Annotated in this window: 19 protein-coding genes and 1 pseudogene; 8 read left to right on the forward strand and 12 right to left on the reverse strand. The window is 43.9% G+C overall.

Annotated elements, in window-relative coordinates:
* The first annotated feature begins 157 nt into the window (after positions 1-157).
* The gene (locus tag PN499_RS05980) at positions 158-688 is read left to right on the forward strand and encodes a hypothetical protein (protein WP_272030779.1); all 531 of its coding nucleotides are present in this window, start codon (positions 158-160) and stop codon (positions 686-688) included.
* 157 nt (positions 689-845) lie between these two features.
* Here PN499_RS05980 and PN499_RS05985 read toward each other — a convergent pair whose 3' ends face one another.
* On the reverse strand, positions 846-1,607 hold the full coding sequence (locus tag PN499_RS05985; RefSeq protein ID WP_272030780.1) for a phycobilisome rod-core linker polypeptide: 762 nt from the start codon (positions 1,605-1,607) through the stop codon (positions 846-848).
* A 404-nt stretch (positions 1,608-2,011) separates the two neighbouring features.
* Positions 2,012-2,605, reverse strand: a complete 594-nt coding sequence (locus PN499_RS05990) for a phycobiliprotein lyase (RefSeq protein WP_272030781.1) — start codon at positions 2,603-2,605, stop codon at positions 2,012-2,014.
* 219 nt (positions 2,606-2,824) lie between these two features.
* Between PN499_RS05990 and PN499_RS05995 the strand changes: the two genes are divergently transcribed.
* A complete protein-coding gene (locus PN499_RS05995) occupies positions 2,825-2,992 on the forward strand; it encodes an NblA/ycf18 family protein (protein WP_007353443.1) in 168 nt (55 codons plus the stop codon).
* A 417-nt stretch (positions 2,993-3,409) separates the two neighbouring features.
* Here PN499_RS05995 and pstB read toward each other — a convergent pair whose 3' ends face one another.
* From pstB to pstS, 4 genes and pseudogenes are all read right to left on the reverse strand, one after another.
* Positions 3,410-4,204 carry a phosphate ABC transporter ATP-binding protein PstB gene (pstB, locus tag PN499_RS06000; protein WP_272030782.1) on the reverse strand — a complete coding sequence of 265 codons (795 nt, stop codon included), beginning with the start codon at positions 4,202-4,204 and terminating at the stop codon, positions 3,410-3,412.
* A gap of 99 nt (positions 4,205-4,303) precedes the next feature.
* Positions 4,304-5,197, reverse strand: coding sequence for a phosphate ABC transporter permease PstA (pstA, locus tag PN499_RS06005; protein ID WP_272030783.1), 894 nt, complete (start codon positions 5,195-5,197; stop codon positions 4,304-4,306).
* Positions 5,198-5,228: 31 nt separating this feature from the next.
* Positions 5,229-6,158, reverse strand: coding sequence for a phosphate ABC transporter permease subunit PstC (pstC, locus tag PN499_RS06010; protein WP_272030805.1), 930 nt, complete (start codon positions 6,156-6,158; stop codon positions 5,229-5,231).
* A pseudogene (gene pstS / locus PN499_RS06015) lies at positions 6,158-6,907 on the reverse strand (phosphate ABC transporter substrate-binding protein PstS); the annotation flags it as partial. The pseudogene pstS and the gene pstC, both read right to left, overlap by 1 nt.
* Before the next feature lie 320 nt (positions 6,908-7,227).
* Between pstS and PN499_RS06020 the strand changes: the two are divergent.
* From PN499_RS06020 to PN499_RS06035, 4 genes are all read left to right on the forward strand, one after another.
* Positions 7,228-8,700 (forward strand): leucine-rich repeat domain-containing protein, encoded by a 1,473-nt coding sequence (locus PN499_RS06020; protein ID WP_272030784.1) that lies wholly within the window; start codon positions 7,228-7,230, stop codon positions 8,698-8,700.
* Positions 8,701-8,970: 270 nt separating this feature from the next.
* Entirely contained in the window at positions 8,971-9,552 is a 582-nt protein-coding gene (locus PN499_RS06025) for a biotin transporter BioY (protein WP_272030785.1), read from the forward strand.
* A gap of 136 nt (positions 9,553-9,688) precedes the next feature.
* A complete protein-coding gene (lspA, locus tag PN499_RS06030; RefSeq protein WP_272030786.1) occupies positions 9,689-10,192 on the forward strand; it encodes a signal peptidase II in 504 nt (167 codons plus the stop codon).
* A gap of 381 nt (positions 10,193-10,573) precedes the next feature.
* Positions 10,574-12,826 carry a transglycosylase domain-containing protein gene (locus PN499_RS06035; RefSeq protein ID WP_272030787.1) on the forward strand — a complete coding sequence of 751 codons (2,253 nt, stop codon included), beginning with the start codon at positions 10,574-10,576 and terminating at the stop codon, positions 12,824-12,826.
* A gap of 187 nt (positions 12,827-13,013) precedes the next feature.
* Here PN499_RS06035 and PN499_RS06040 read toward each other — a convergent pair whose 3' ends face one another.
* From PN499_RS06040 to PN499_RS06055, 4 genes are all read right to left on the reverse strand, one after another.
* Positions 13,014-13,973, reverse strand: coding sequence for an RluA family pseudouridine synthase (locus tag PN499_RS06040; protein ID WP_272030788.1), 960 nt, complete (start codon positions 13,971-13,973; stop codon positions 13,014-13,016).
* 47 nt (positions 13,974-14,020) lie between these two features.
* Positions 14,021-15,934, reverse strand: coding sequence for a TolC family protein (locus PN499_RS06045; protein WP_272030789.1), 1,914 nt, complete (start codon positions 15,932-15,934; stop codon positions 14,021-14,023).
* A gap of 275 nt (positions 15,935-16,209) precedes the next feature.
* Positions 16,210-17,388, reverse strand: coding sequence for an ABC transporter permease (locus PN499_RS06050; RefSeq protein ID WP_272030790.1), 1,179 nt, complete (start codon positions 17,386-17,388; stop codon positions 16,210-16,212).
* A 65-nt stretch (positions 17,389-17,453) separates the two neighbouring features.
* A complete protein-coding gene (locus tag PN499_RS06055; RefSeq protein ID WP_272030791.1) occupies positions 17,454-18,968 on the reverse strand; it encodes an efflux RND transporter periplasmic adaptor subunit in 1,515 nt (504 codons plus the stop codon).
* Positions 18,969-19,455: 487 nt separating this feature from the next.
* On the opposite strand from PN499_RS06055, the gene metK reads away from it, so the two are divergent.
* Both metK and PN499_RS06065 read left to right on the forward strand, forming a co-directional pair.
* On the forward strand, positions 19,456-20,715 hold the full coding sequence (metK, locus tag PN499_RS06060) for a methionine adenosyltransferase (protein WP_272030792.1): 1,260 nt from the start codon (positions 19,456-19,458) through the stop codon (positions 20,713-20,715).
* Positions 20,716-20,830: 115 nt separating this feature from the next.
* Complete coding sequence (locus PN499_RS06065) at positions 20,831-21,874, forward strand: glycoside hydrolase family 10-like protein (protein ID WP_272030793.1); 1,044 nt, start codon at positions 20,831-20,833, stop codon at positions 21,872-21,874.
* Positions 21,875-21,935: 61 nt separating this feature from the next.
* On the opposite strand, the gene PN499_RS06070 is transcribed toward PN499_RS06065, so the two are convergent.
* Both PN499_RS06070 and PN499_RS06075 read right to left on the reverse strand, forming a co-directional pair.
* The gene (locus PN499_RS06070) at positions 21,936-22,307 is read right to left on the reverse strand and encodes a DUF5615 family PIN-like protein (protein ID WP_272030794.1); all 372 of its coding nucleotides are present in this window, start codon (positions 22,305-22,307) and stop codon (positions 21,936-21,938) included.
* Positions 22,304-22,534, reverse strand: a complete 231-nt coding sequence (locus PN499_RS06075; protein WP_272030795.1) for a DUF433 domain-containing protein — start codon at positions 22,532-22,534, stop codon at positions 22,304-22,306. The genes PN499_RS06070 and PN499_RS06075 overlap by 4 nt, the downstream gene beginning before the upstream one ends.
* Between the last annotated feature and the right edge of the window lie 28 nt (positions 22,535-22,562).

Here is a 22,562-nt window from a genome sequence, read left to right on the forward strand (position 1 = left end):
ACATGATATAATTAACCCATCCTCCCCATCTCCCCCTATCTTCCTCTTTCCCTAGTCCCTAGTCCCTAGCCCCTAGTCCCTTCTTTGGTAATATGATGTAAAGGGTTTAATGAGTAAAGACTCTAGAATTTAGTAATGAGACAGGGAGGTTGAAACTATGGGACTATTCGATCAAATTTTGGGCGCGATCGACAATCCAAATCAGCAGGCTAGTCCAAATCAGTTGGATAATATTGTTGGTACTGTCCAACAACTAAGCAATAACTATGGTGTCGAGCCGGGGACGGCTCAAATGGCAGTGTCGATGTTAGGGGGTTATGTGCGCTCGGCTTTGCAAGATGTGCGATCGCAGTCTGGTAACGCTCAAGCTCAAGCAATTGTCAATCAATACAGCGGCACAACTCCCAATCTTCAAGCCGTTCAGAGTTTATTTAATCCTAACCAGGTAACGCAAATTACTGAGGCGATCGCTCAAAGAACTGGTATCCCTCCGGGGACAATTCAAGCTATGATTCCTGTCTTGATTCCTCTGGTACTTAATTTACTGCAAATGGGCAGTAATGCTCAAAATCCGCAGCAAGGGCAAAATTCGCTGTTGAGTTCCTTTTTAGATGCCGATGGCGATAATGATGTCGATATTGGAGATGCGATGATGTTGGCGGGGCGTTTTTTAAATCAACCGCGTTAGCTCCATACCCTTCTAAAAAATTATGAGTTCTGAGTTTTGGATTCTGAGTTAACAAAAACTCAAACCTCAAAACTCAAAACTCAAAATCCCGAAAGTCACATCTGATAGATTCAGTTAGCTTTCTGGCGCTCTGGAAGCTGGCAAGCAGGAGCAAATTTTATCGGCGGCGGTAAGGAACCGTAGTTTCGATATTGAGATTTGCCAAAGGCACTCGCGACGGCGGAGCTCCGGGTACCGGCATCTGCCGTGCCATATTCAAATACTGCGACGGATCGCCAGCCTTTGCCTGTTGTTCTTGAGGAACAAAACGACGCACGCTTGTCTGCCAAATCATTTGCGGGAAGCCCAACTGCGAGCGGTGGTATTCACCGTAGCGAGGGGTTTTCAGGTTAAAAGGTGTGTCCCCTACATTCCGTTGGGGCAACACCCGCCGCTGCTGATAAGGCACCTTATCGTAGCCAAAGATGTTCAGGTACTCTTCGCTGTTGAGCAAATCATCAATGAACCCTTGGGGGCCCTTGTTGACAACCACAATTGACCAAGCGATCTTTTCACGATTGCTGTAAACATCGCGGCCTAAAATGCGCTGTACGCACATTTCCACAAAGCGGTAGTTGCTGTTGGTTTGGTAATTCCGACGCAGGAACGGATCGGAAGTCGCTAAACCCCGGATGAAGTCCCGTACCGTAATTTGGCCGCACTTAAGTTGCGATTCCAAGGCTACCTGGCGGTTGCTTTTCAGCATCTGGTGTTCGCTATAAATCTGGCGATAGGCGGCCCAAATCAAACCTTCTATGTCCCCTGAACTCAGGACATTTTCAGTTGTAAAAATTCTGGGCTGCTCGTCGCTCCGGGTTTCAAAATCAGAAACACGCTGGTTTTGGCTCTTAGGGCTGTAGCTTAATAAAGGAAGCGCCACGTTACAATCTCCGTAATCTTAATTTTCAGAAGTTGTTGACACTTTGACTATCCCCGCTCTGAAGACACGGGGATTGATTTCGACTTAGAGAGTTGCTCTAGCTAGGGATGTCAAAATCCCTTTACTGAACTTACTCCACTTAGGTTAACAGCCTAAGTTCGCCGCTAGTTTTATCAACAGCTAGTGTATTGCTACAACTAGCCATCATTACAGGGTAGGGGATTCTAGCAATCTAAATCTTATTTTTCTGAAATTACGCAACAATCTTTAACATTTTTTGACCTAGGCAGACAGGGGAGGTAGGGGGTAGGGAGTCAGGGAGCCAGAGGGACAGAGGGGAAGGGGGAATTTCTGACTTTTGCAAGTCAAAACTCAAAACTCCAAACTCCCCATTCTCTCTATCCCTACCAGCCGAGAGCGGAGTAAAACTGCTCTGTTGCGACTTCATCCTGAGCAGGAGCCTCTGCCTGGGATTCTGGTTCCACTCGGATTTCCGTGCAGAAAGTAGAGGTGCTGAAGCCGCCAAAGCGCTTGACGGAGCTTGTCCGCATCCGCACATTGGGGTTAGCAAACCAGAAGCGCTCGATCGAGCTCATGGTTTCGTATTCTGTAATTAACACCAACCCATCCTCAGCATCCATCTCATAGCGTCCAGCGACGGGCATGACTTCCGCATAGCCGCGCTCTCGCAGCATCAAACCTTGCCTGGGATTTTCTGTATCGGGTACGATCGCAAACACCGTAGACCCCTTGTGATTCTCGTCTTCTTTGTCCCAGGCCATCGAGCCGTGCCAAGTCACAAAAGCACCACCCGCCGCCTGAGTAGGTTCAACTTCGTGCATCGCGCAGATTTCTGCGACTCGCGGATCGTCCGCCGCCAGCGCTGTCACCTCTATATTTGAATCTCCCAATTCCGCTTGTCGGAAGGCAAGGTGATGGATGCTGCGCTGCGATCGCCACAGGCCAGCACTTCTTTGAAAAAACTCCATTGCGTCCATTAGACTAGCTCCTTTGGCTTATCCTGCCTGGTTTTCACCCTTTTATGATAAGGCCATACACACTTAGATGTACTTTTGCTACATAGATAAGTCCGAAAATGTTTACTTTGGACAGATTGTCAATACTATGTAACTATAATTTACAATTAAGGGGATACAAAGAATCCGAGCCAACGTCGTTCTTAAAATATCTCCCTTATAGATTTGGAGGAGTGAACTATGGAAATGCCCACAGGTCTTAGCTTAGAGCAACAATTCAAGCTGCAAGTTTTGCGCGATGAAGTCAAGCACCTGAGTCTAGAGCAAGCTCAAGAGTATCTAGTCGAAGTGCTCAGGCAAAGTATGGTTAAGGAAAACTTGTACAAGAATTGGTTGAAAAGTGCTTGAGTGCGAAACTGATTGAACATCGCGCCTACATAAACAACGTCCCCATCTACGGACTCCCTAACCCGCCTTCGCGGGTTTTGTTTGTTTAGGGGAGGTAAGCTTTTACACATTTAATTTGTAAATTAATCCATTGAAATCCTTGCTCAGCAAGAGTTTCAGATATTCAAAAATCTGAGCGTGAAATAGCCCTGCTATGAGGGGAGAGGGCATTTTTTTATTTATTTCTTCTCGACCTTCCAAATAACAAATTTATTCCTTTTCAGTCTGACAAAAAAACATTTATTCCTTTTCCCTCTCCTTTTAGGAGAGGGTGAGGGAGAAGTGGGAAGGGTGGGGTGAGGTCAAAGAATTGGGAATGCAAAACGAAGCCGCCTTCTCCTTCCCCATGGGGAACCAGAGTACCTACAATTGAGCTCTTTAACCAAAGCGCCCACTCACATACTCCAGCGTCGCCTCTTCCTTGGGACTTTGGAAAATAACTTCAGTCTTATCGCACTCGACGAGATAGCCAAAACGCTTGCCATCATCGGAGAGTTTAGCATTAAAAAATGCAGTCAGATCGGAAACTCTGGAAGCTTGCTGCATATTGTGCGTAACAATCACAATCGTGTACTTTTCTTTAAGTTCTCGCATCAACTCTTCAATTTTGAGAGTTGAAATCGGGTCAAGAGAAGCACAGGGTTCATCCATTAACACTACATCAGGATTAATCGAGATCGCACGCGCGATACAAAGGCGCTGCTGCTGACCCCCAGACAGGGAAAAACCGCTTTGTTTAAGCTTATCTTTGACTTCATCCCACAAATAAGCTTGACGTAGCGATCGCTCCACAAGCTCATCCATATCCCCCTTATAATTATTTACCCTCGCCCCATAAGCGATATTATCGTAAATTGACTTCGGGAAAGGGTTAGGCTTCTGAAAAACCATACCAATTTTACGGCGCACTTCTACGGGATCTATATCCGCATCGTAGAGATTTTGGTTGTGGTAATAAATTTGTCCTTTTAGGCGAAAACCGTATACCAAATCATTCAGGCGGTTAAAACATCGCAGAATCGTACTTTTCCCGCAACCCGAAGGCCCAATGAAAGCAGTAATTTCATTTTTAGCAATACTAAGAGATACATCCTTAACGGCTAAAAAATTACCGTAGTAGATATTGATATTGTCAGTTTGTAAAACAGTCTCAGGTTCTTTTTCCAAGTGCATAAAAGCATTCTCCACTCAATTTTTACTCAATAGATAGCGATCGAAATTAAGTTTTAACCTAGATACGATCTGAATTGCACACCCATTATTCAGAGATGCCTAATAGACTTTCTGACGAGTTGCCAAACGAGATAGCACGCTTGTCAGCAAAACTAAAAACACCAAAATCAAAGAAGCGGCCCAAGCCAACTCCTGCTGTGCTTTAAAAGGAACTGTTGCAAAGTTGTAAACCAAAACAGACAGAGATGGAGTTGGTTCCAATAAACCCTTCGGCCAAAAAGGCGAATTAAGCGCAGTAAAAATTAAAGGCGCAGTTTCCCCAGCAGCACGAGCAATCGCTAGCGTTACCCCTGTTAAAATAGCCGGAATTGCTGCCGGTAGCACTACTCTTAACACAGTTTGATAATTAGAAGCGCCCACACCAACGGAGGCCCATCTAATATCTTGAGGCACAATTTGCAAAGCTTCATCAGTTGTCCGTACTATAGTTGGCAACATCAGCACTGCTAGGGCCACACCTCCGGCAAGTGCCGAGAAATTACCTAGAGTTACTACCAGCAACCCGTAAGCAAATAAGCCAGCAATAATTGAAGGAACGCCACTAAGAACGTTAGTCGCAAAACGAATCCAACGGGCCCACTGACCTTTGCTAAACTCAGATAAATAAACTGCGGCTAAAACACCAAAAGGAACGGCAATTAAAGTACCAATTCCTACAGTGAGCAGAGTGCCGAGAATGGCATTCGCTATGCCGCCTCCTGAGAGTCCGGGAGCCGGAGGTAGTTTAGTAAGCAAGTCCAAATTTAGGCGGTTTATACCTTTGGAAGCAACGTATAACAGCACTGCAAATAAAGGTAAAATGGCAATCGTCAGACAAATCCCTGCCAGGATAGTCATGCCAATATTGAAAATCGATCGCGGACTGCTTTTAGACCTTTTTAAACTAAGGGAACCGGAGCCAAAAGAGTTGGGTTCTTCAACGCTACTAGACATAAAGTAAGACTCTAAAGGATAGGGCAGACTTCTAGTTGTACTTCGCTCTGACGCGAGAGACAATCAACTCAGCAAAGATATTAACTATCAGCGTTAAAGCAAATAGAATTAACCCTGCGTACATTAAAGCTGCTACTTGCAAGCCAGAAGCTTCAGCAAATTGATTTGCTAGCAAAGAGGCGATAGTATTACCAGGAGCTAGGAGAGAAAGGCTTAACTGATTGGAATTTCCAATTAACAGCGTAGCAGCCATTGTTTCTCCCATCGCACGGCCGAGGCCTAGCATAATTCCGCCGACAATTCCAGAGAAAGCAGCGGGTACTAACACTCTAAAAATGGTAGTCCACCGACTTGCTCCCAAACCCAGAGATGCCTGACGCAATTCAGGAGGAAGGCTAGCTAAAGAATCGCGAGATATTGCTGTAATAATTGGCAAAGTCATAATTGCCAAAACTATTCCCGCAGGTAGCATTCCAGGGCCGACTGGAGGAGTGCTGAAAAATGGTAGCCAGCCGAAACTGCCATTTAGGAATTGTCCTACAGGCCTGATCAGGGGAATTAAAACGTAAATTCCCCACAAACCGTAGACGACGCTGGGGATAGCGGCTAAAAGCTCTACCAAAAAGACAAGCGTTGTGCGTATTGGGAGGGGCAGAAAATCCTCGCTTAGGAAAATAGCAGTTCCTACACCTAATGGTACTGCTAAAAACAGCGCGATCGCAGAGCTGACGATCGTTCCGTAAATCATCGGTAGCGCCCCATACTCATCTTTAACGGGGTTCCAGCTACTGGAAAACAGAAATCCTAAGCCATATTTCCCGATCGCGGGTAAAGCTCTAATCGCAACTGTGATGGCGATGATTAGCAAGATGACGGCAATTCCCATTCCCAAGATGCGGGTTAGCCAGATAAAGGCGTTATCCAGTGATTTTTCTGCCTGAGAGCGAGAGCGATCGCCTATGCAGTGACACCTTCATTGCCCTTGCCACCAACATTACCAGCAGAAGGCCACTCTACTGTCTTGCCTTCCCCTACTTTTTCTTTCCATTCTGGACTAATGGCGCTGAGGTGTTTTGTGAATACGTCTGTCGTACCGCTGCCGTCAGAACGGTGTACAACTGTGATATTTTGGTCTGGGAGCTTAGCACCCGGGTTAGCGGCAGCAATTTTGGGGTCGTTCCACTTGCTAATTTTACCCAAGAAGATATCTACATAAACATCTCTGGGCAATTTCAGTTCAGTTACGTCTGGTAGGTTGTAAGCAACGACGATACTGCCTGCGGACATCGGCAGCAAGAGCACTCCTTTATCTGCTGGTACTTTGGCGATTTCTTCATCTTTCATCGCGGTGTCGCTGGCTCCAAAGTCTACAGTACCTTTGGTAAACTGCTCTACGCCTGCGCCGCTACCTACTGACTGATAGTTGATCTGTAATTTTGGATTGGCGGTGTTGAAATCTTGGAACCAGCGCTGGTAAAGCGGTGCGGGAAATGAAGCACCAGCACCCGTTAAACCTACGTCGGTAGCGAGGGCGAGTTTGGTGTTAGCAGCGTTGGTAGAAGCAGCAACGGGAGCAGCAGTCGGAGAGGTGCTGTCAGTTGTAGCAGTGTTGGTGCTGGTGCCGCAAGCAGCTAGGCCTACTGTCAAAGCTAAAGCGGAAATTGATGCACCCAAACGGTTGGGATTGATGAGATTGATGCGAAAAAGCATGATTATAAAAGCTTGAGCCTTTCTAAAGGATATCCCATAAGAGGATATCGCCTGAAAGTAAAGATAAGGTTAAATTTTTTGAGTATTTATAAAGTTTTTATGTCGTGATAAGTTTGATGATGTGAGTTCCCTCTCTCTCCAGTCTCAAGAGACGTGAGTTTGATGGAGTTCTGAATCACCTCACCGATTTATAGTTTTTGAACACCCTGCGCTAACTAGATCTGACCTTGGGATGCTCAGAAGTGCATGAGTATCATTAACTCAGAAATATAAGAGAGTGAAGCAAGTTTTTATTAACGTCGGAGCTGGGAGAGGAACGTATGAAGTTAGGGATTGAACCAAAATATATGACAATCTATGTAGCATATACGGCACTAGCTTTGATTCTGGGGGGGTGCGGGGTGTCCACTTTGCCAGCACAGGAACCCCCGACCAATTTTAAAACATTTGCTGATTGGTGTAAGAATCAGACTTCTTTGAGTCCTGAAGTTAAATATACTGTTGAGGTGCTGTTGCAGCGAGCCAAGACTACTGACTGCGATACGGCTAATCAGAACCTTTCAGTTCTTAAAGACCTCAACTTGAGTAACAAGAAAATTAGCGACATCCAACCTTTGCAATCTTTGACTAGCCTGGTTTGGCTCTATCTCAACAACAATCAAATCAGCGACATCCAACCCTTGCAATCCTTGCTTAACCTGGACATGCTCTATCTCAACAACAATCAAATTAGCGACATTAAACCATTACAATCTTTGACTAAACTGACATTTCTTGATCTTGAGAACAATAAAATTAGCGATATTAAATCATTGCAATCTTTGACCAACCTAACTTATCTTAACTTCAACAGCAATCAAATCAGCGATATTAAACCCTTGCAATCTTTGACTAACCTGAATTCGCTCTCCCTTGAGAACAATCCAATCAGCGACTTCAAACCCTTGCAATCCTTGCCTAAGCTTAGAGCGCTTGGATGGTACTACGTCAAGTTGGAAACGGTAAACAGTGGAAAAACATTTGCTGATTGGTGTAAAAATAGGGCTTCGTTGAGTCCTGAAGCTAAACATACTGTTGAGGTGCTGTTGCAGACAGTGCAGACTACTGATTGTGATGCGGCTAATCAGAACCTTTTGAGGAGACCAGTACTCATCCTCAGTAACAAGAAAATCAGCGACATTCAACCCTTGCAATCTTTGATTAACCTGAGAACGCTCTCTCTTAGCAGGAATCAAATCAGCAACATCCAACCTTTGCAATCCTTGCTTAACTTGCAACTGCTCCGTCTCAATGACAATAAAATCAGTGATATCAAACCCTTACAATCTTTGACTAATCTAACTCATCTCTACCTCGACAGTAATAAAATCAGTGATATCAAACCCTTGCAATCCTTGACTAAGCTAAATCAGATATACCTCGAAAACAATAAAATCAGCGATATCAAACCCTTGCAATCTTTGCCTAACCTGCAAGCATACTACCTTAGCTTAAATGAAATCAGCGACCTCAAACCTTTAAAATCTTTACCGACCAAGGTGACTGGACTTTTCCTCGACAATAATAAAATTAGTGACATTAAACCCTTGGAATCTTTGACTAACCTGATTGAGCTTTACCTCAACAATAATAAAATTAGCGACATCAAACCCTTACGATCCTTGCCTCTACTAACAAAGCTTGAGCTCAGCGGAAATCCGATCTCTCCCAAAACTTGCCCTCTTAAGCCAGAGTCTATCTGTAAATGGGAACCACCAGCTTACCAATATCAGAAATTTAAGGGTATGAGATGATGACACTTAAGATAGTTGTAGAGAAACACATGAATTTACAAAAGCGGTATAGTAAACAGCGTGTTGTAGAACTACAAAGGTTGATATAGCGGTTCTTAGAAAGATGAGGTATATATTAAAGCTCAAAAGCCTTGATATACATAGAATCTAACGTACCTCATCTCTCTGAGAAAGGCTATAGTAGTTACTTGTAGTGCGATCACCCTATCATCATGTGGAAATGGATTTTCTAAACTTTCAGTTTTCAATTTTTAATTTCTAATTTTTCCTATGCCTGCTCCCATTGAATTACTCTGGGCCGTTGTCGGTTTGCTCCTTACTATTGGCGGCACTTTTTTAGAAGCCTTCGTCGCCAATCCCGCCTTAATTTGGGAGCATGGACTAGAGCCGCGATCGCTTGGAGTTACCTATCAGATTGGAGCCGTCTTACTGGTGGGTTGTCTGGGAGGTAAAACCGCTGCTGCCCTTTCTCAAATTGCCTATTTAGCGTTAGGCTTAACCTTATTGCCAGTCTTTTCTCAAGGCGGCGGTTTTGGTTATCTCCAAGAGCCAACTTTTGGTTATTTGCTAGGTTTTATCCCTGGTGCATGGCTATGCGGCAGATTTGCCTTTAAAATGCCGCCACGATTAGAATCTCTTGCTTTTAGTTGTTTGTGCGGTTTACTCAGCGTTCATGTGATAGGTTTAAGTTATCTGGTTGCGGCGCACTTCCTGCACTTGACAACTCTAAAAACCTTGCCTCTAATGCCCGCGATTCTGAAATACTCGGTTTATCCTCTGCCCGGTCAGTTAGCATTAGTTTGTGCTGTTACAGTGTTAGCATTTTTTCTAAGATGCGTAATGTTTTATTGATTTGTTAATTGTAAGTGGTTAGTGGTTAGTGGTTAATATTTGACAATTAATTGCAACATTTTCAGCTTAGTCAGTTTTACCAACTAACAACCAACAACTAACAATTAATAACTAACAACCAACAACTAACTATTTCATGCGTTTTAAGAAAAATCCCCTGTTCTGGGTTGCTGCTCCGATTAGCCTAATTTTAGATCACCTGAGTAAGTTTTGGGTAGTGCAAACTTTCGATCTGAAAGTCCCCCCTGAAACACTGCCTTTGTGGCCGGGAGTATTTCATTTTACTTACGTTACTAATACTGGCGCTGCTTTTAGTTTATTTAGCAACGGTGGTGTAAATTGGTTACGCTGGCTTTCTTTAGCAGTGAGTATAGGTTTAATGGTATTAGCTTGGTTTGGGCCGAGGCTAAATCGCTGGGAACAGGTTGGCTACGGGTTGATTTTAGGGGGAGCGCTTGGCAATGGGATCGATCGCTTTATCTCAGGTGCAGTGGTGGATTTTCTGGATTTTCGGCTGATTCGGTTCCCGGTATTCAATTTGGCGGATGTATTTATCAATGCAGGGATTATTTGCTTGCTGATTGCAATTTTCAGAAATTCGCCGCCACCGAGAAACAATTCTCAACAGGAGTCGGAATGAAGCTGGAAGCAAAGAAAGCAGGGATAACTGAGCGAAAACTATTTGATGCGATCGCATTGGGTATAGACTTGTCGAAAAAGAATCTTGGTGTATCCTAAAATCAATTGTCCTCAGTCCTCAGTCCGCTTTTAAGAGTCAGGAGTTAAGGATAGGGTAGAAAAAACTTGGGTTTGAGATTGCTTCGGGCTTGCTTCGTTCCTCAGATTGCTTCGTTCCTCGCAACTGCGCTGCGCTTGACGCGCTGCGCTTGACTCGCAATGACAGAAAATGGTAGAGAGTGCGTAAGTCCTGACTTAGCCTCTCAGGAATGCTCTCCAGCCTTCTTGGAGTTGCGAGTAGAATAAGCGATAGCTGATATGCTCAAAGCTGATAGCTAAATTCATGACACCACCCCAGCCGCCTCGGAAACCTCAAACCATCTTGGGTGCGATTACCCAAGTAGTCCAGACGATCGCCAATGTTAATTTTAAGCAGTTGGCGCTTAAACCCAATGCTAAAGTACCTGAGCTCTGGGTTCAGGATGCGGGCGCACCCGATGCGGAAAAATTTCCGTTGTTAGGCGATCGCTACTTATTGGGCAGATCTTCCAAATCCTGCGATATTGTGATTCGCAATCCCGTAGTCAGTCAGGTTCACCTGTCTCTGTCGCGGGACTCTGTGCGGCGATCGCCCTTCGTACTCCGAGATGAAGACTCTACCAACGGTATCTATCGCGGTAAACGCCGAATTAAAAGCATTTCCCTCCGTCACGGCGATATCTTCACCCTGGGGCCGCCTGAATTAGCCGCCGCCGTGACAATTCAGTATGTAAATCCGCCTGCGTGGTACGTGAAAGCTGTTCGCTACGGTTTTTATGGCTTTACGGGACTAAGTGCGATCGCGGCGACATTGGTAGGTATCGAGTGGACAAAATTCAATGTTAGACCAATGCCAAGGACTGTCACCGGGCCTGTAATCGTCTACGCCCGTGATGGACAAACACCCCTGCGGCCGCCTAATAACAACGCTCACTTGGAATTAAAGCGATTACGAGATTTTTCACCTTATTTGCCAAAAGCAGTAATTGCCTCTGAAGATTCGCGCTATAACTGGCATTTGGGTGTCGATCCGTTAGGGATTTTACGAGCTGTATTGACAAATGTCCGGGGTGGTACGATTCGGGAAGGTGCGAGTACGATCACGCAGCAATTAGCCAGGAGTTTATTTCGAGATTATGTAGGCACTCAAGATTCCGCCGGCCGCAAATTACGGGAAGCGGTAGTGGCGCTGAAGATGGAGACATTTTACAGTAAAGATGAGCTGTTGCAGACTTATTTAAACCGCGTGTTTTTGGGTATTGACCTTTACGGGTTTGAGGATGCGGCTCGATTTTATTTTGGTAAGTCGGCGAAGGATTTAAGCTTGTCAGAGGCGGCGACGCTGGTGGGGATTTTGCCTGCGCCGAATAGTTTTAATCCGATTCAGAATTATCAGTTAGCGGTGGAGTATCGCGATCGCGTGTTGGAAAGGATGCGAGCAATGGGAATGATTTCCCAGGATGAAGCGGATCGGGCGAGGCGATCGCGCATTGAAATTAACCCGAAGGCGCGAGAATTTCTACAAAGTACGATCGCCCCTTATTTCTACAGTTATATTTTTAGCGAATTGGAGTTTTTATTAGGGGAACAGTTAGCCAGAGAAGGCAATTTTATTGTCGAAACAGGTTTAAATCCCACCATCCAAAAAGCTGCTGAAAATTCCCTCCGAGATAGCGTGAATAATTCAGGAGCCGCAGCGGGATTTTCTCAAGGTGCAGTCGTTACTCTTAATTCTAGCACAGGGGAAATTTTAGCTTTAGCTGGCGGCGTAGATTATTTACAAAGTCAATTTAATCGAGCTACGCAAGCCCTAAGACAACCCGGATCGACGTTTAAAATCTTTACTTATACGGCAGCAATTGAACAAGGAATCTCCCCTGGCAAAGTTTATTCTTGTGCGCCCCTAAGTTGGGGAGGACAAACTTTTAATGGTTGCGAACGCAGCGGTGGCAGTACCGATATGTATCGGGGTTTAGCCCAGTCTGAAAATGCGATCGCTTTAAGGGTTGCACAGGATGTAGGTTTAGATAATGTAGTGCAAATGGCTAGGCGTTTAGGTATTAAGTCTAAACTTAATTCTGTACCTGGTTTAGTATTGGGACAAAGCGAAGTAAATGTATTAGAAATGACTGGTGCTTTTGGGGTTTTAGCTAATCGCGGCATCGCCAATCGTCCCCATGCCATTAAGCGAATTATTGATAGTAGCGATTGTAAAGAGCGGGATAATGTTGATAGTTGTCGCGTGATTTATGAATATCAAAACGATCCGGCGCGTAATCAGGAAGTGCTATCGGCTCAAGTCGCCGATACAATGACTGGATTATTGCAAGGTGCGGTGGAAGGAGGGACGGGAAGAAGTGCTTTTTTAGGATTAGGAGAGGCGGGAAAAACTGGAACTACTAATGATAATGTTGATTTATGGTTTATTGGTTATATTCCCAGTCAAGAATTAGTGACGGGAGTTTGGTTAGGTAATGATGATAATACTCCCACTGCTGGAGGTAGCGCTAATGCGGCCCAATTGTGGGGAGATTATATGGAGAAAGTTGTGCGGTAAAATATAGATTGAGACGCGATGGCTAGGCTTATCTAACGCATTGCTAAGCAGAAAAATGTAGCTTGGGTTAAGCACGCTTTGTGACCACCATTACCCAAAACGTAAGTAAGGTGGGCGCTCGCCGCAAAAATCTTGTAACCAGAAAGCTAATATGGTTTCGGCGAGCGCCCACCCTACAAGAAATTTACTATACTCCCGCACGCCGCCGCAAAACCTCTAAAAGAGTATTAAATTGAGCGGGTAAAGGTGCGATCGCTTCTATCAATTCACCCGAAACTGGATGCTCTAACTTTAATCGCCATGCGTGTAGTGCTTGTCCTGTCAAATTTACACCAATATCATGATTTGAACTGTAAACTGGATCGCCAACAATAGGATGCCCTATTTGGGCCGCGTGTACGCGAATTTGATGAGTACGACCAGTTTCTAACTGGAAGTGCATCAATGTATAATTACCCAATCTTTCTTGAATTCGCCAGTGAGTGACCGCAGAACGACCGCCTTTTTCTATAGTGACTACAGCCATTTTTTTGCGGTCTACAGAATGTCGCCCAATCGGTAAATCTATTGTACCATTTTCAGTTTTTAGTGTGCCATAAACAACACCTAAATATTCGCGTCGGGCAGTTTTAGCCTTTAATTGAGCTTGTAAATGTTGGTGAGCAAAATCAGTTTTTGCGACTACAATCGCGCCACTGGTATCTTTATCTAATCTATGCACAATTCCCGGCCGCAAAACTCCCCCAATTTCTGCTAAGGGACAATGAGCCAAAAGCGCATTTACTAAGGTTCCCCCTGGATGTCCGGCGGCGGGATGGACGACTAAACCAGCAGGTTTGTTAATGATAATTAGGGATTCGTCTTCGTAGAGAATATCTAGAGGAATAGCTTCTGGTTTCAAATCTAAGGGTTCAGCGTCAGGAATAGCGATGTGAATGCGATCGCCATTTTTTACATTTTCTTTTTTGGAGGTACAGATGAGATTGTTGACTGTAACATTGCCTTGTAATATCAGATTTTGGATGCGCGATCGCGACAAATCTGGTAACTCATTGGAAAGCCAAAGGTCTAAACGCTGCGTAAGTTTTGATTCTGTAGGCTTTCCAATATCTTCAACTTGGATAAAAATTGAGGATTCACTTTTCATATTCAATCCGATAACAACTAACAATTAACAACCAATAAGCAACAAAATTATTTATTTTCAATCATAACCTGCCAAGTTTCCAAAGTAGTACCTATTATTTGATCGAGATTTGTCAAAGCATTTAGATAGTTAATTCTAGCATTAAGTTCCGCATTTCTAGCATCTATTAAAGCATTCTGAAAAGTCACAATATCAATACTCCGAGAACTACCCACTCCCAATCTTCTTTTATCTTGCTCTATTTCTAATTGCCGCTCGGCTAACTCCCTTGACCTCTGTGCTAGTTCCACTTGTCTCAGATTCAAATTTACATCTCTAATAGCATTTCTTACATCTATTTCTAGCCTTTGATTTCGCTCCTTTAAATCATTTTCAGCTTTCAATAGGTTAACACGACTGCGCTGAAACTCTTGCTCTATTCTCCTATTTCCAAATTCATGAGTCAAAACCAGACCCGCCCTCAAATCAGAGTTGCTGTCTGAAAAATTACTAGCATTATTATTATAACTTGCATTCACGCCCAAATTCCATTTTCGATTATTTTCCGCTACCAATAAACGATATTTAGCGATTTCCCTGTTGAGTTGTGCTTGTAAATAATCAGGACTATTTGACAGAGCTAATTTTATAATATTATTAAAATCCAGAGGTTTTTCTTCCTGGGGAGCAACTTCTACTGCAATAATATTCAGATTGCGATCTAAGTCTAGAATTTGGAGCAGTGCTAATCTTGCTCTCTTCAATTGCTCCTCACTAGCTAATACTGCTACTTCTTGATCTGCTACAGCTTTTTCACTTGTAAAAATTTCAACTTTTGCTAGTCTTCCTGCCTCAATTAAAGCCTGATTAATCTCCAATTGCTGACGGGCAATTTGCAGAGAACTTTGCGAAATTTTAACTTGTTCTTGAGCCTTAATCAGCTCTCGATAGGATAAGATTGCCAAGGTAATTGTATCAATTAGTGTCGATCTTAAAGTTAAAATATTGATTTTTTCACTAAGGCGAGCAATCTCAATAGGTGCTCTATTGACAGCAACTCCTGCTCCTCTTAAAAGAGGTTGATTGAAACTTAGTTGTAAATTTTGGCTCAAGGAGCCATCGCTATTAATGCTAAAACCATTCGCATCTTGCCTTTGTCTTTGAGCCGCCCATGAAAAGCCGATCTCTCCTCCACTAGGAATTTTAACAGAAACCTTTGCTGATAAATCAACTTCGCCAGTAGCAGCACTTTCGCCACTTCTCAAACGAAGTGCTGACACTGATACTTGCGGTGTAAAAATAGGGACAAATTCACCTTCTGCTACGGCTAAATCTTGTTTTTGTGCTATACGTTCTAGATATTGATTTTTGATATCTCTATTGTTTTCTAAACCTAAAAATACAACTTCCGATAGGGTGAGTTCAACCCCTGCTTCATCTTCTATGGATTGCTGTTGAATAGTTGCCTTTGGGCTATTTTCAGGTGTTGGCTCTGCTATTCTTTCTGGACTTGGTATGACTTCAGAAATTACTATTGATTCGGGTTGAATTGGAGGGTTTTGAGTGATAGTAGAAGTTGTTAATATTTGGGAATCTGGACTTGGGGATTGGGCATTAGCAATTGATGACTGTTTGATTGTACTTGTGGGATTTTCGCCTTGAGATTGAGCTATCATTATTCCCTGGTTTACCGTTACCGCTTCTCTCTGATTTTGGGGTTGGATTATTGTCTGATTTGGCGGTATATTTTGGATAGATGAAGTAGATTTTGCAGTGGGAAGTGGCAATATTTTAGGCACGCTCCCAGATTTAGAACTAATATCACTTTTAACTGTTGAACTAGACTTAAAAGCAACAGCAAGTATCGCCAATACCCCACAAGTTACAAGCATAATTAGACTCAAACGAAATATCCAAGGAATCTCGTAGCGAGGAACAGAATCACTATTTTTGAGATGATTTTCGTTGGAATGCTCAGTCATGCTAAATCAAGTGAAGAAAGAAGGAAGAAGGAAGAAGGAAGAAGGGAGGTAAAAAATAGAAGGTATAATGCTTATAAATTGAGCTTTTTGATCGTCTGTATCAGGACTTACGCAAAGAAACCGGGTTTCTTAGAAAAATCAAAGATTCTCAACAAGGTTTCTAGGAAGAAACCCGGTTTCTAGCCTCAACGTGCGTAAGTCCTGTGTATTTTACGTTTAATTAGCTAGATTTAATTGATTATGTAAGTAATTTCATGATGATTTCCACCAGATAGCTACCCTTGACGCAATGCTTTCACAGGATCGAGTTGACTAGCTCGTAGAGCTGGGAGAAATCCAGCTCCCACACCCACTGCTAATGCCGATCCTAAAGCCAAAGCTGCTGTATGGCTATCAAATTTATAAGGTAACTTAAAAACATCAGCAACAACAGTTGTCAACCCATGTACCGTTACAATAGCAGCAATTCCCCCGACTAAGCTAAGAATAACTGCTTCTAAAATAAACTGTAACATTATATCATGTTGAGTAGCCCCGATCGCGCGTCTTAAACCAATTTCCGGGGTGCGTTCCGTTACGGCCGCGATCGTAATATTAGCAATACCAATACCTCCCACCAACAGCGAAATTACCCCCACAGCTAATAGCCCTCGCGAAGAGAGTTCCAGAGTTTCCTGCTGATCCAAAATTTTCTTAACATTGTTACTAACATAAATTTCTGCCTTGGGAAAGCGCTGCTTCAAAACCTTTTTTGCCTGCTTTTCCATCCCTTTAATATCTTTGAGGTTGTAAGGGCGCACCAAAATTTCCTGAATTCTCTGGCTCCCTGTCATAGCCTTGTAAACTGACATCGACACCAACATTTCACCTTTTGGTTCGCCATACGAAGGTTGCTTGCTCTCCATCACGCCAACAATAATGTAAGGTAGGTTGCCAGAATAAATCCGTTTATTTACAGGCTCCCCGTCACCTTTAAAAAGTTTTTCTGCTAGTAATTCATCGATTACCACCACTGGTCGATAGTCAGCAAAATCAGTAGGCGAAAAAAATCGTCCCGCCATTAACTGTCGCCCCGATGTCAGTAAATAGTCCTGAGAAACAGCGTTCATACTTGGTTCTGCTTCTTCAGCCTGAAATACAACTTTGTTGCCATTGAAACCGAACCAATTTGATGTGCTAATTGCTTGAATACCTTTCAGCCGCTGCCGCAAAAATTCCATATCTTCTAACTTCAAACCTCCTTCTTCATCCCAGACGTAGATACTAAGTTGAGGTGCTTCTCGCTCAGCTAATTGCTTGGCAATTACGGCGCGGCTAATACTACCAACTTGAAGCGTTGCACTTACCGCCGCTACACCCATGAAAACTCCAACTGTAGTTAGTACCGATCGCAAAATGTTGCCACTCAGGGAAAGGCAAGTAAGGCGGAGGAGGTCAATAGGTGAAAGACTCATAAGCAATTAAAACTTAATATTTCGTCCCTTAATAAATTAGTTAATTTGCTGATACTATTTAATTTTTATTCGGTATCGTCAGGCTCTGTTTTTTCTTTCTTTTTAGTTGCTTTTTCTTCCTGAATAGGAGTTCCCGGCTCTAAAGCAGCTTCAGGAGGGGGTATTACAATACTCTCGCCTGGTCGTAAACCAGATTTCACTTCTACCTGCGTTAATCCTTCTAAACCTAATATAACTGGTCGTTTTTGGGCTTTGCCTTGACTATCACGAATCCACACAAAAGGCTTGGGTTGCGATCGCACAATCGCCTCCGTATTCAAAACTACCACCTTCAGGCGCTGCTGCAAAACTATCTCCACACTAACTTTACTCCCTGGAATCAAGATGCCCGATGGAGCGTCCAATCTCACCGTTGCCGGCACTGTTGCTGGACCACCTCCATTAGATCCGTCATTGCCCTTGCCCTCACCGCTACCCGCCATCATAAACAAGCTTTCCACCCTTCCTGAAAACTGCTTAGCATTCGGCCCGATAATACTAATACGGGCTAATTGATTCGGTCTGACTTTAGCAGCATTGAGTGTAGAAAGCTGTAGTTTTACCAGTTCTTGTGATGGATCGCCTAATGTCAAAAGTTCGGTTCCCCGCGCTACTCCGTCACCATTTTTAACTTTGATATCAAGTACCTTACCATCAATAGGTGCAGTTACAATATTGTTTTTTAGCTCCTCTTCTTTTTCTCGGTATTCAAGCAGAGAAGTTTGAAAGTTGCGGCTATTTGTACTCACTTCTAACTGAGCTTGTCGCACCTCTGACTCAGCAATCATAACTTTTTCCTGAAGTTCTTGCTCTTTGTCTCTTCGCTGATTTTTCAGACTTTTGAGATCGAGCAGATCGGTGTTAATTTGAAACTGTGCATCTCGTAGGTTGGCTTTAGCAATGCGAATTTGATCTTCTTGCGATCGCACTTCATTTTCAGCGATGTAACCCTTGTCAAGTAATGCTTTCTGATCGATGAGTTTCCGCTCAGCCGCAGCCAAATTTTCCTCAGCTTCAATAACTTTTTTGCGATTATTGGCTAAGGCAAGTTCTTGTTTTTGAATAGCGAGCAATTCGTCATTTCGCACGGATCTATAATATTGAAGTGTTTCTTTAGCTATACTTAGCTTTGTCTGGGCTTCTAAGAGTTTTTGGCGTAAATTTTCTAAAGTGAGTTTTTCTTTCTGAATTGCTAACTCTTGCTTGCCGAGTATTGTTTCTCTTTGGGGATTGCGAAGCGCGATCAAGCTCTGACCAGATGTAACGCTTTGCCCTATTTGTACTAACACTTCATCAACGGTAACGTCAAGAGGTGATTTTAGGGTTTGTTGATTGCCAAATTCAATAGTACCGCTTTCATTAATCGTATCTTCAATATCGCCGAGTTGGACGGGTATCAAGCGCACTCCTACGGGTTCTGGAGGTCGATTTTGATATAAGCCGTAGGCGAATAATCCGCCGCCAATACCTAGAGTCAGAAAACTAGACCACAGTAACCATTTGACTCCAGTTTTGAAGCTATTTTTTTCTTTGTACTTCACTGTCAATTCCCTCCCGCCAACTGTAAATATGTAGACTTACGCGATCGCTACGATTTTCTGTCATTGCCAACCAAGGGAAGCAATCTCAAACCATAATTTTTCCCGATCGCTGCGTAAATCCTGAATACCTGAAATCGAACGCTCTGTTTTGCCTTTCTCCAAAAACTAATATTCTACTTTTGTCGGACGCGGTGCGAAAGTGGGATCGAAGAGTGGCACTATCTAAGTATTCAGGTTTTCAGGAACTACCTGTAACTGTTACTGCGTCTTTAGGGCTGTCTGATTAATACCAATATTAATGGTAGTGTGAATATCAGCAGAAAATCCGATCCAATTTTTGAGAATTAAGCTTTTTGCGGTTTTATCCCAAAAAGGTTATCCTCAAGGATACCCGTGCCCTCAGACTGGGGAGTTTCAAGGTAAATTCACGTTGAAACTAAGTTCAATAGCCTGCTCAAACTAGCCCTCATCAAAGGAGGAACTATTCTTGTCTCGCCGCTACCTGTTTACTTCTGAATCTGTTACCGAAGGCCATCCCGATAAAATCTGCGATCAAATTTCAGATACTATCTTAGATGCCTTATTGACCGAAGACCCTAAAAGCCGCGTTGCTGCCGAAGTTGTCGTCAACACAGGCTTAGTGCTGATTACGGGCGAAATTACGACCAAAGCCCAAGTAAATTACATAGAATTGGCCCGCAAGAAAATCGCTGATATTGGCTATGTCGATGCCGACAATGGTTTTTCGGCTAATAGCTGTTCGGTGCTAGTGGCCCTAGATACCCAATCTCCTGATATTGCCCAGGGTGTGAACACGGCCCAGGAAAGCCGGGAGGAAGCTAGCGAAGAGGAATTAGATGCGATCGGTGCCGGCGACCAAGGTTTGATGTTTGGCTTCGCCTGCAATGAAACGCCGGAACTGATGCCTTTGCCGATTAGTTTAGCGCACCGGATTTGCCGCCAATTGGCTGCGGTGCGGAAAACTGGTCAGTTGTCATACCTGCGGCCGGATGGCAAAAGTCAAGTTACTGTTGCCTATGAAGATGGCAAGCCGGTGGGAATTGATACGATTTTGATTTCTACGCAACATACGGCTGCGATCGCGGACATTGTTGACCCTGCGGCTGTGCAAGCGAAAATTAAGGAAGACCTTTGGGCTATGGTTGTGCAGCCAGTATTTGCAGATATTAGCGTTAAGCCTGATGCTAATACTCGCTTGCTGGTTAACCCTACTGGCAAATTTGTGGTGGGCGGGCCCCAAGGAGATTCTGGACTGACGGGACGCAAAATTATTGTGGATACCTACGGCGGCTATTCCCGTCATGGTGGTGGCGCTTTTTCAGGGAAAGACCCCACCAAGGTAGACCGGAGTGCGGCTTATGCGGCTCGTTATGTGGCGAAGAATATTGTGGCGGCTGGGTTGGCCTCTAAGTGTGAAGTGCAGTTGAGTTATGCGATCGGAGTGGCTCGTCCTGTGAGCATGATGATTGAAACTTTTGGCACTGGTACGGTGGATGACGATCGCTTGTTGGAGGCGGTGAAAAAGCTTTTTGAACTGCGCCCGGCGGGAATTATCCAAGCGTTTAATTTGCAGAAGATCGCTGCTGAACGTGGCGGCCGTTTCTATCAAGATGTGGCAGCTTATGGCCATTTGGGCCGTACCGATTTAGATTTACCTTGGGAGCAAACTGATAAGGCGGTGCTCTTGAAGGAAGCTTTGAGTCAGGTTTCGGCAGTGGTTGGTTAGTGAGATGATTGGGCGGGTATTTCCCGCCCAGCGCGATCGTTGTAACACCGCCCTGTGGGCGGTAACATACCGCCCACAGGGCGGCGTTACGTAAGTTCTCAAAACCATTAATGATATGGAAATGCGGGGTGTTTGGATACCGAATACTGATTGCAAGGTTCTTAATTCTAAGCAACGCATTAGTGAGGCTGTAGATTTTTTAGCAAGAACGGGATTTAATGTAATATTTCCTGTGGTTTGGAGTAAGGGCTTTACGGTTTATCCTTCTGAAATTATGAGGAAGGAATTTGGGGTTGAGATTGACTCGCGCTACAAAGGTCGCGACCCTTTAGCGGAAATGATTGTTGAGGCGAAGCGGGTAGGAATTAAGGTAATTCCTTGGTTTGAATATGGATTTGTAAGTTCTTATAATCTTAATGGCGGCCATTTGTTGGCGAAGAAACCGGAATGGGGGGCGGTCGATCGTAATGGCAATTTGCTTAAGAAGAATAATTTTGAGTGGATGAATGCGTTAGATGGGGAAGTGCAGAATTTTTTGCTGAGTTTAGTGTTGGAAGTGGCTAAGAATTACGAGGTGGATGGGGTTCAAGGTGACGATCGCTTTGCACTTCCCTGTGAGGGTGGGTACGATAGTAAAACTGTTGAGCTTTATCGCCAGATGTCTGATCGCGATCCGCCGCAGAATGCTAAAAATGGGCAATGGTTACAGTGGCGTGCGGATATTATCACTGATTTTTTGGCTCGTCTCTACCGGGAAGTGAAAGCGATTAATCCAAATTTGTTGGTATCGATGTCGCCTAGCCCCTATGATTGGGGTTTGATTGAATATTTACAAGATAGTAAAGCTTGGGTTGAGAGAAAGTTGGTGGATATGATTCACCCGCAATTATATCGGCGCGATTTTAAGAGTTATAAGCAACTGGTGGATAAATTAGTGTTGCAGTTTACGGCTGAGCAATTGGAGTGTTTTTCTCCGGGGATTTTGTTGGTGAATAGGGGTACGTCTTACCGGATGAGTCCTGAGCATTTGTTGCAGGCGATCGCTTACAACCGTGCTTGTGGAATTAAAGGTGAGGCGTTCTTTTTTTACCAAGGTTTGCGAGATAATAATGATGAATTGGCTGAGGTATTGCGAAATGGGCCTTATGCAATGACGTGAGGATGTAGTCGATGTGAAATGTTTGTCTTTGCGAGGTAAGAAGCAATCTCTAGTCCAGCAGTTATCGCGGTGTAATAGGCAGAATTCTGACTCTAGAGCGCGTTTCATCTACAGAAATTAGTGCCCCCGACTCAATTTGTGACTCGAATTGATGCAACACTTCGACAATTAAACTCTCTAAATTAGCAGGCAGTACATCTTGAATACGCACTTGAATTACACTGGGAGCATCAGCTTGGGTGGCGGCTAGCAGTGCGCCAAAATCTAAGTCGTGAGTGAAAACTGCATAGCCATTCACCCGCGCCCAGTTCATAATAACGCGATCTGTGGCACGAGGATCGCCAACTGTAGACCAATGAAGAGACTCTATTCCATATTTACCAAATACGAGAGTCCATTCAGGTGACAGGTTCATGTCAATCAAAATTTTCACGCTATTTTGATAGGAATTTCCACTTCTTCAACTCGCCACGCTGCATAGGCAAGCGCTTCGTATATATCTGCTTCTTCTAGGTAGGGATAAGCTTGCAAAATGCCGGAAGGTGAGTGTCCCGATGCCATCAATCCGACTATCGTACCAACAGTGACTCGTAAACCGCGAATGCAGGGTTTTCCGCCCATTACTTCTGGGTTAAGGGTAATTCTAGTCAGTTGTTTCATGGTTTTCAACTACTTGGTTTTAACTATT

The sequence above is a fragment of the Kamptonema animale CS-326 genome (assembly GCF_028330895.1).
GTDB lineage: Bacteria > Cyanobacteriota > Cyanobacteriia > Cyanobacteriales > Microcoleaceae > Kamptonema > Kamptonema formosum.

Bases quoted from the DNA above. Each gene is read 5' to 3' on its own strand.
- PN499_RS05980 (WP_272030779.1), top strand. From the start codon at position 158: ATGGGACTATTCGATCAAATTTTGGGCGCGATCGACAATCCAAATCAG.
- PN499_RS05990 (WP_272030781.1), bottom strand. From the start codon at position 2,605: ATGGACGCAATGGAGTTTTTTCAAAGAAGTGCTGGCCTGTGGCGATCG.
- PN499_RS05995 (WP_007353443.1), top strand. From the start codon at position 2,825: ATGGAAATGCCCACAGGTCTTAGCTTAGAGCAACAATTCAAGCTGCAA.
- pstB (WP_272030782.1), bottom strand. From the start codon at position 4,204: ATGCACTTGGAAAAAGAACCTGAGACTGTTTTACAAACTGACAATATC.
- pstA (WP_272030783.1), bottom strand. From the start codon at position 5,197: ATGTCTAGTAGCGTTGAAGAACCCAACTCTTTTGGCTCCGGTTCCCTT.
- PN499_RS06020 (WP_272030784.1), top strand. From the start codon at position 7,228: ATGAAGTTAGGGATTGAACCAAAATATATGACAATCTATGTAGCATAT.
- PN499_RS06025 (WP_272030785.1), top strand. From the start codon at position 8,971: ATGCCTGCTCCCATTGAATTACTCTGGGCCGTTGTCGGTTTGCTCCTT.
- lspA (WP_272030786.1), top strand. From the start codon at position 9,689: ATGCGTTTTAAGAAAAATCCCCTGTTCTGGGTTGCTGCTCCGATTAGC.
- PN499_RS06035 (WP_272030787.1), top strand. From the start codon at position 10,574: ATGACACCACCCCAGCCGCCTCGGAAACCTCAAACCATCTTGGGTGCG.
- PN499_RS06040 (WP_272030788.1), bottom strand. From the start codon at position 13,973: ATGAAAAGTGAATCCTCAATTTTTATCCAAGTTGAAGATATTGGAAAG.
- PN499_RS06045 (WP_272030789.1), bottom strand. From the start codon at position 15,934: ATGACTGAGCATTCCAACGAAAATCATCTCAAAAATAGTGATTCTGTT.
- PN499_RS06050 (WP_272030790.1), bottom strand. From the start codon at position 17,388: ATGAGTCTTTCACCTATTGACCTCCTCCGCCTTACTTGCCTTTCCCTG.
- PN499_RS06065 (WP_272030793.1), top strand. From the start codon at position 20,831: ATGGAAATGCGGGGTGTTTGGATACCGAATACTGATTGCAAGGTTCTT.
- PN499_RS06075 (WP_272030795.1), bottom strand. From the start codon at position 22,534: ATGAAACAACTGACTAGAATTACCCTTAACCCAGAAGTAATGGGCGGA.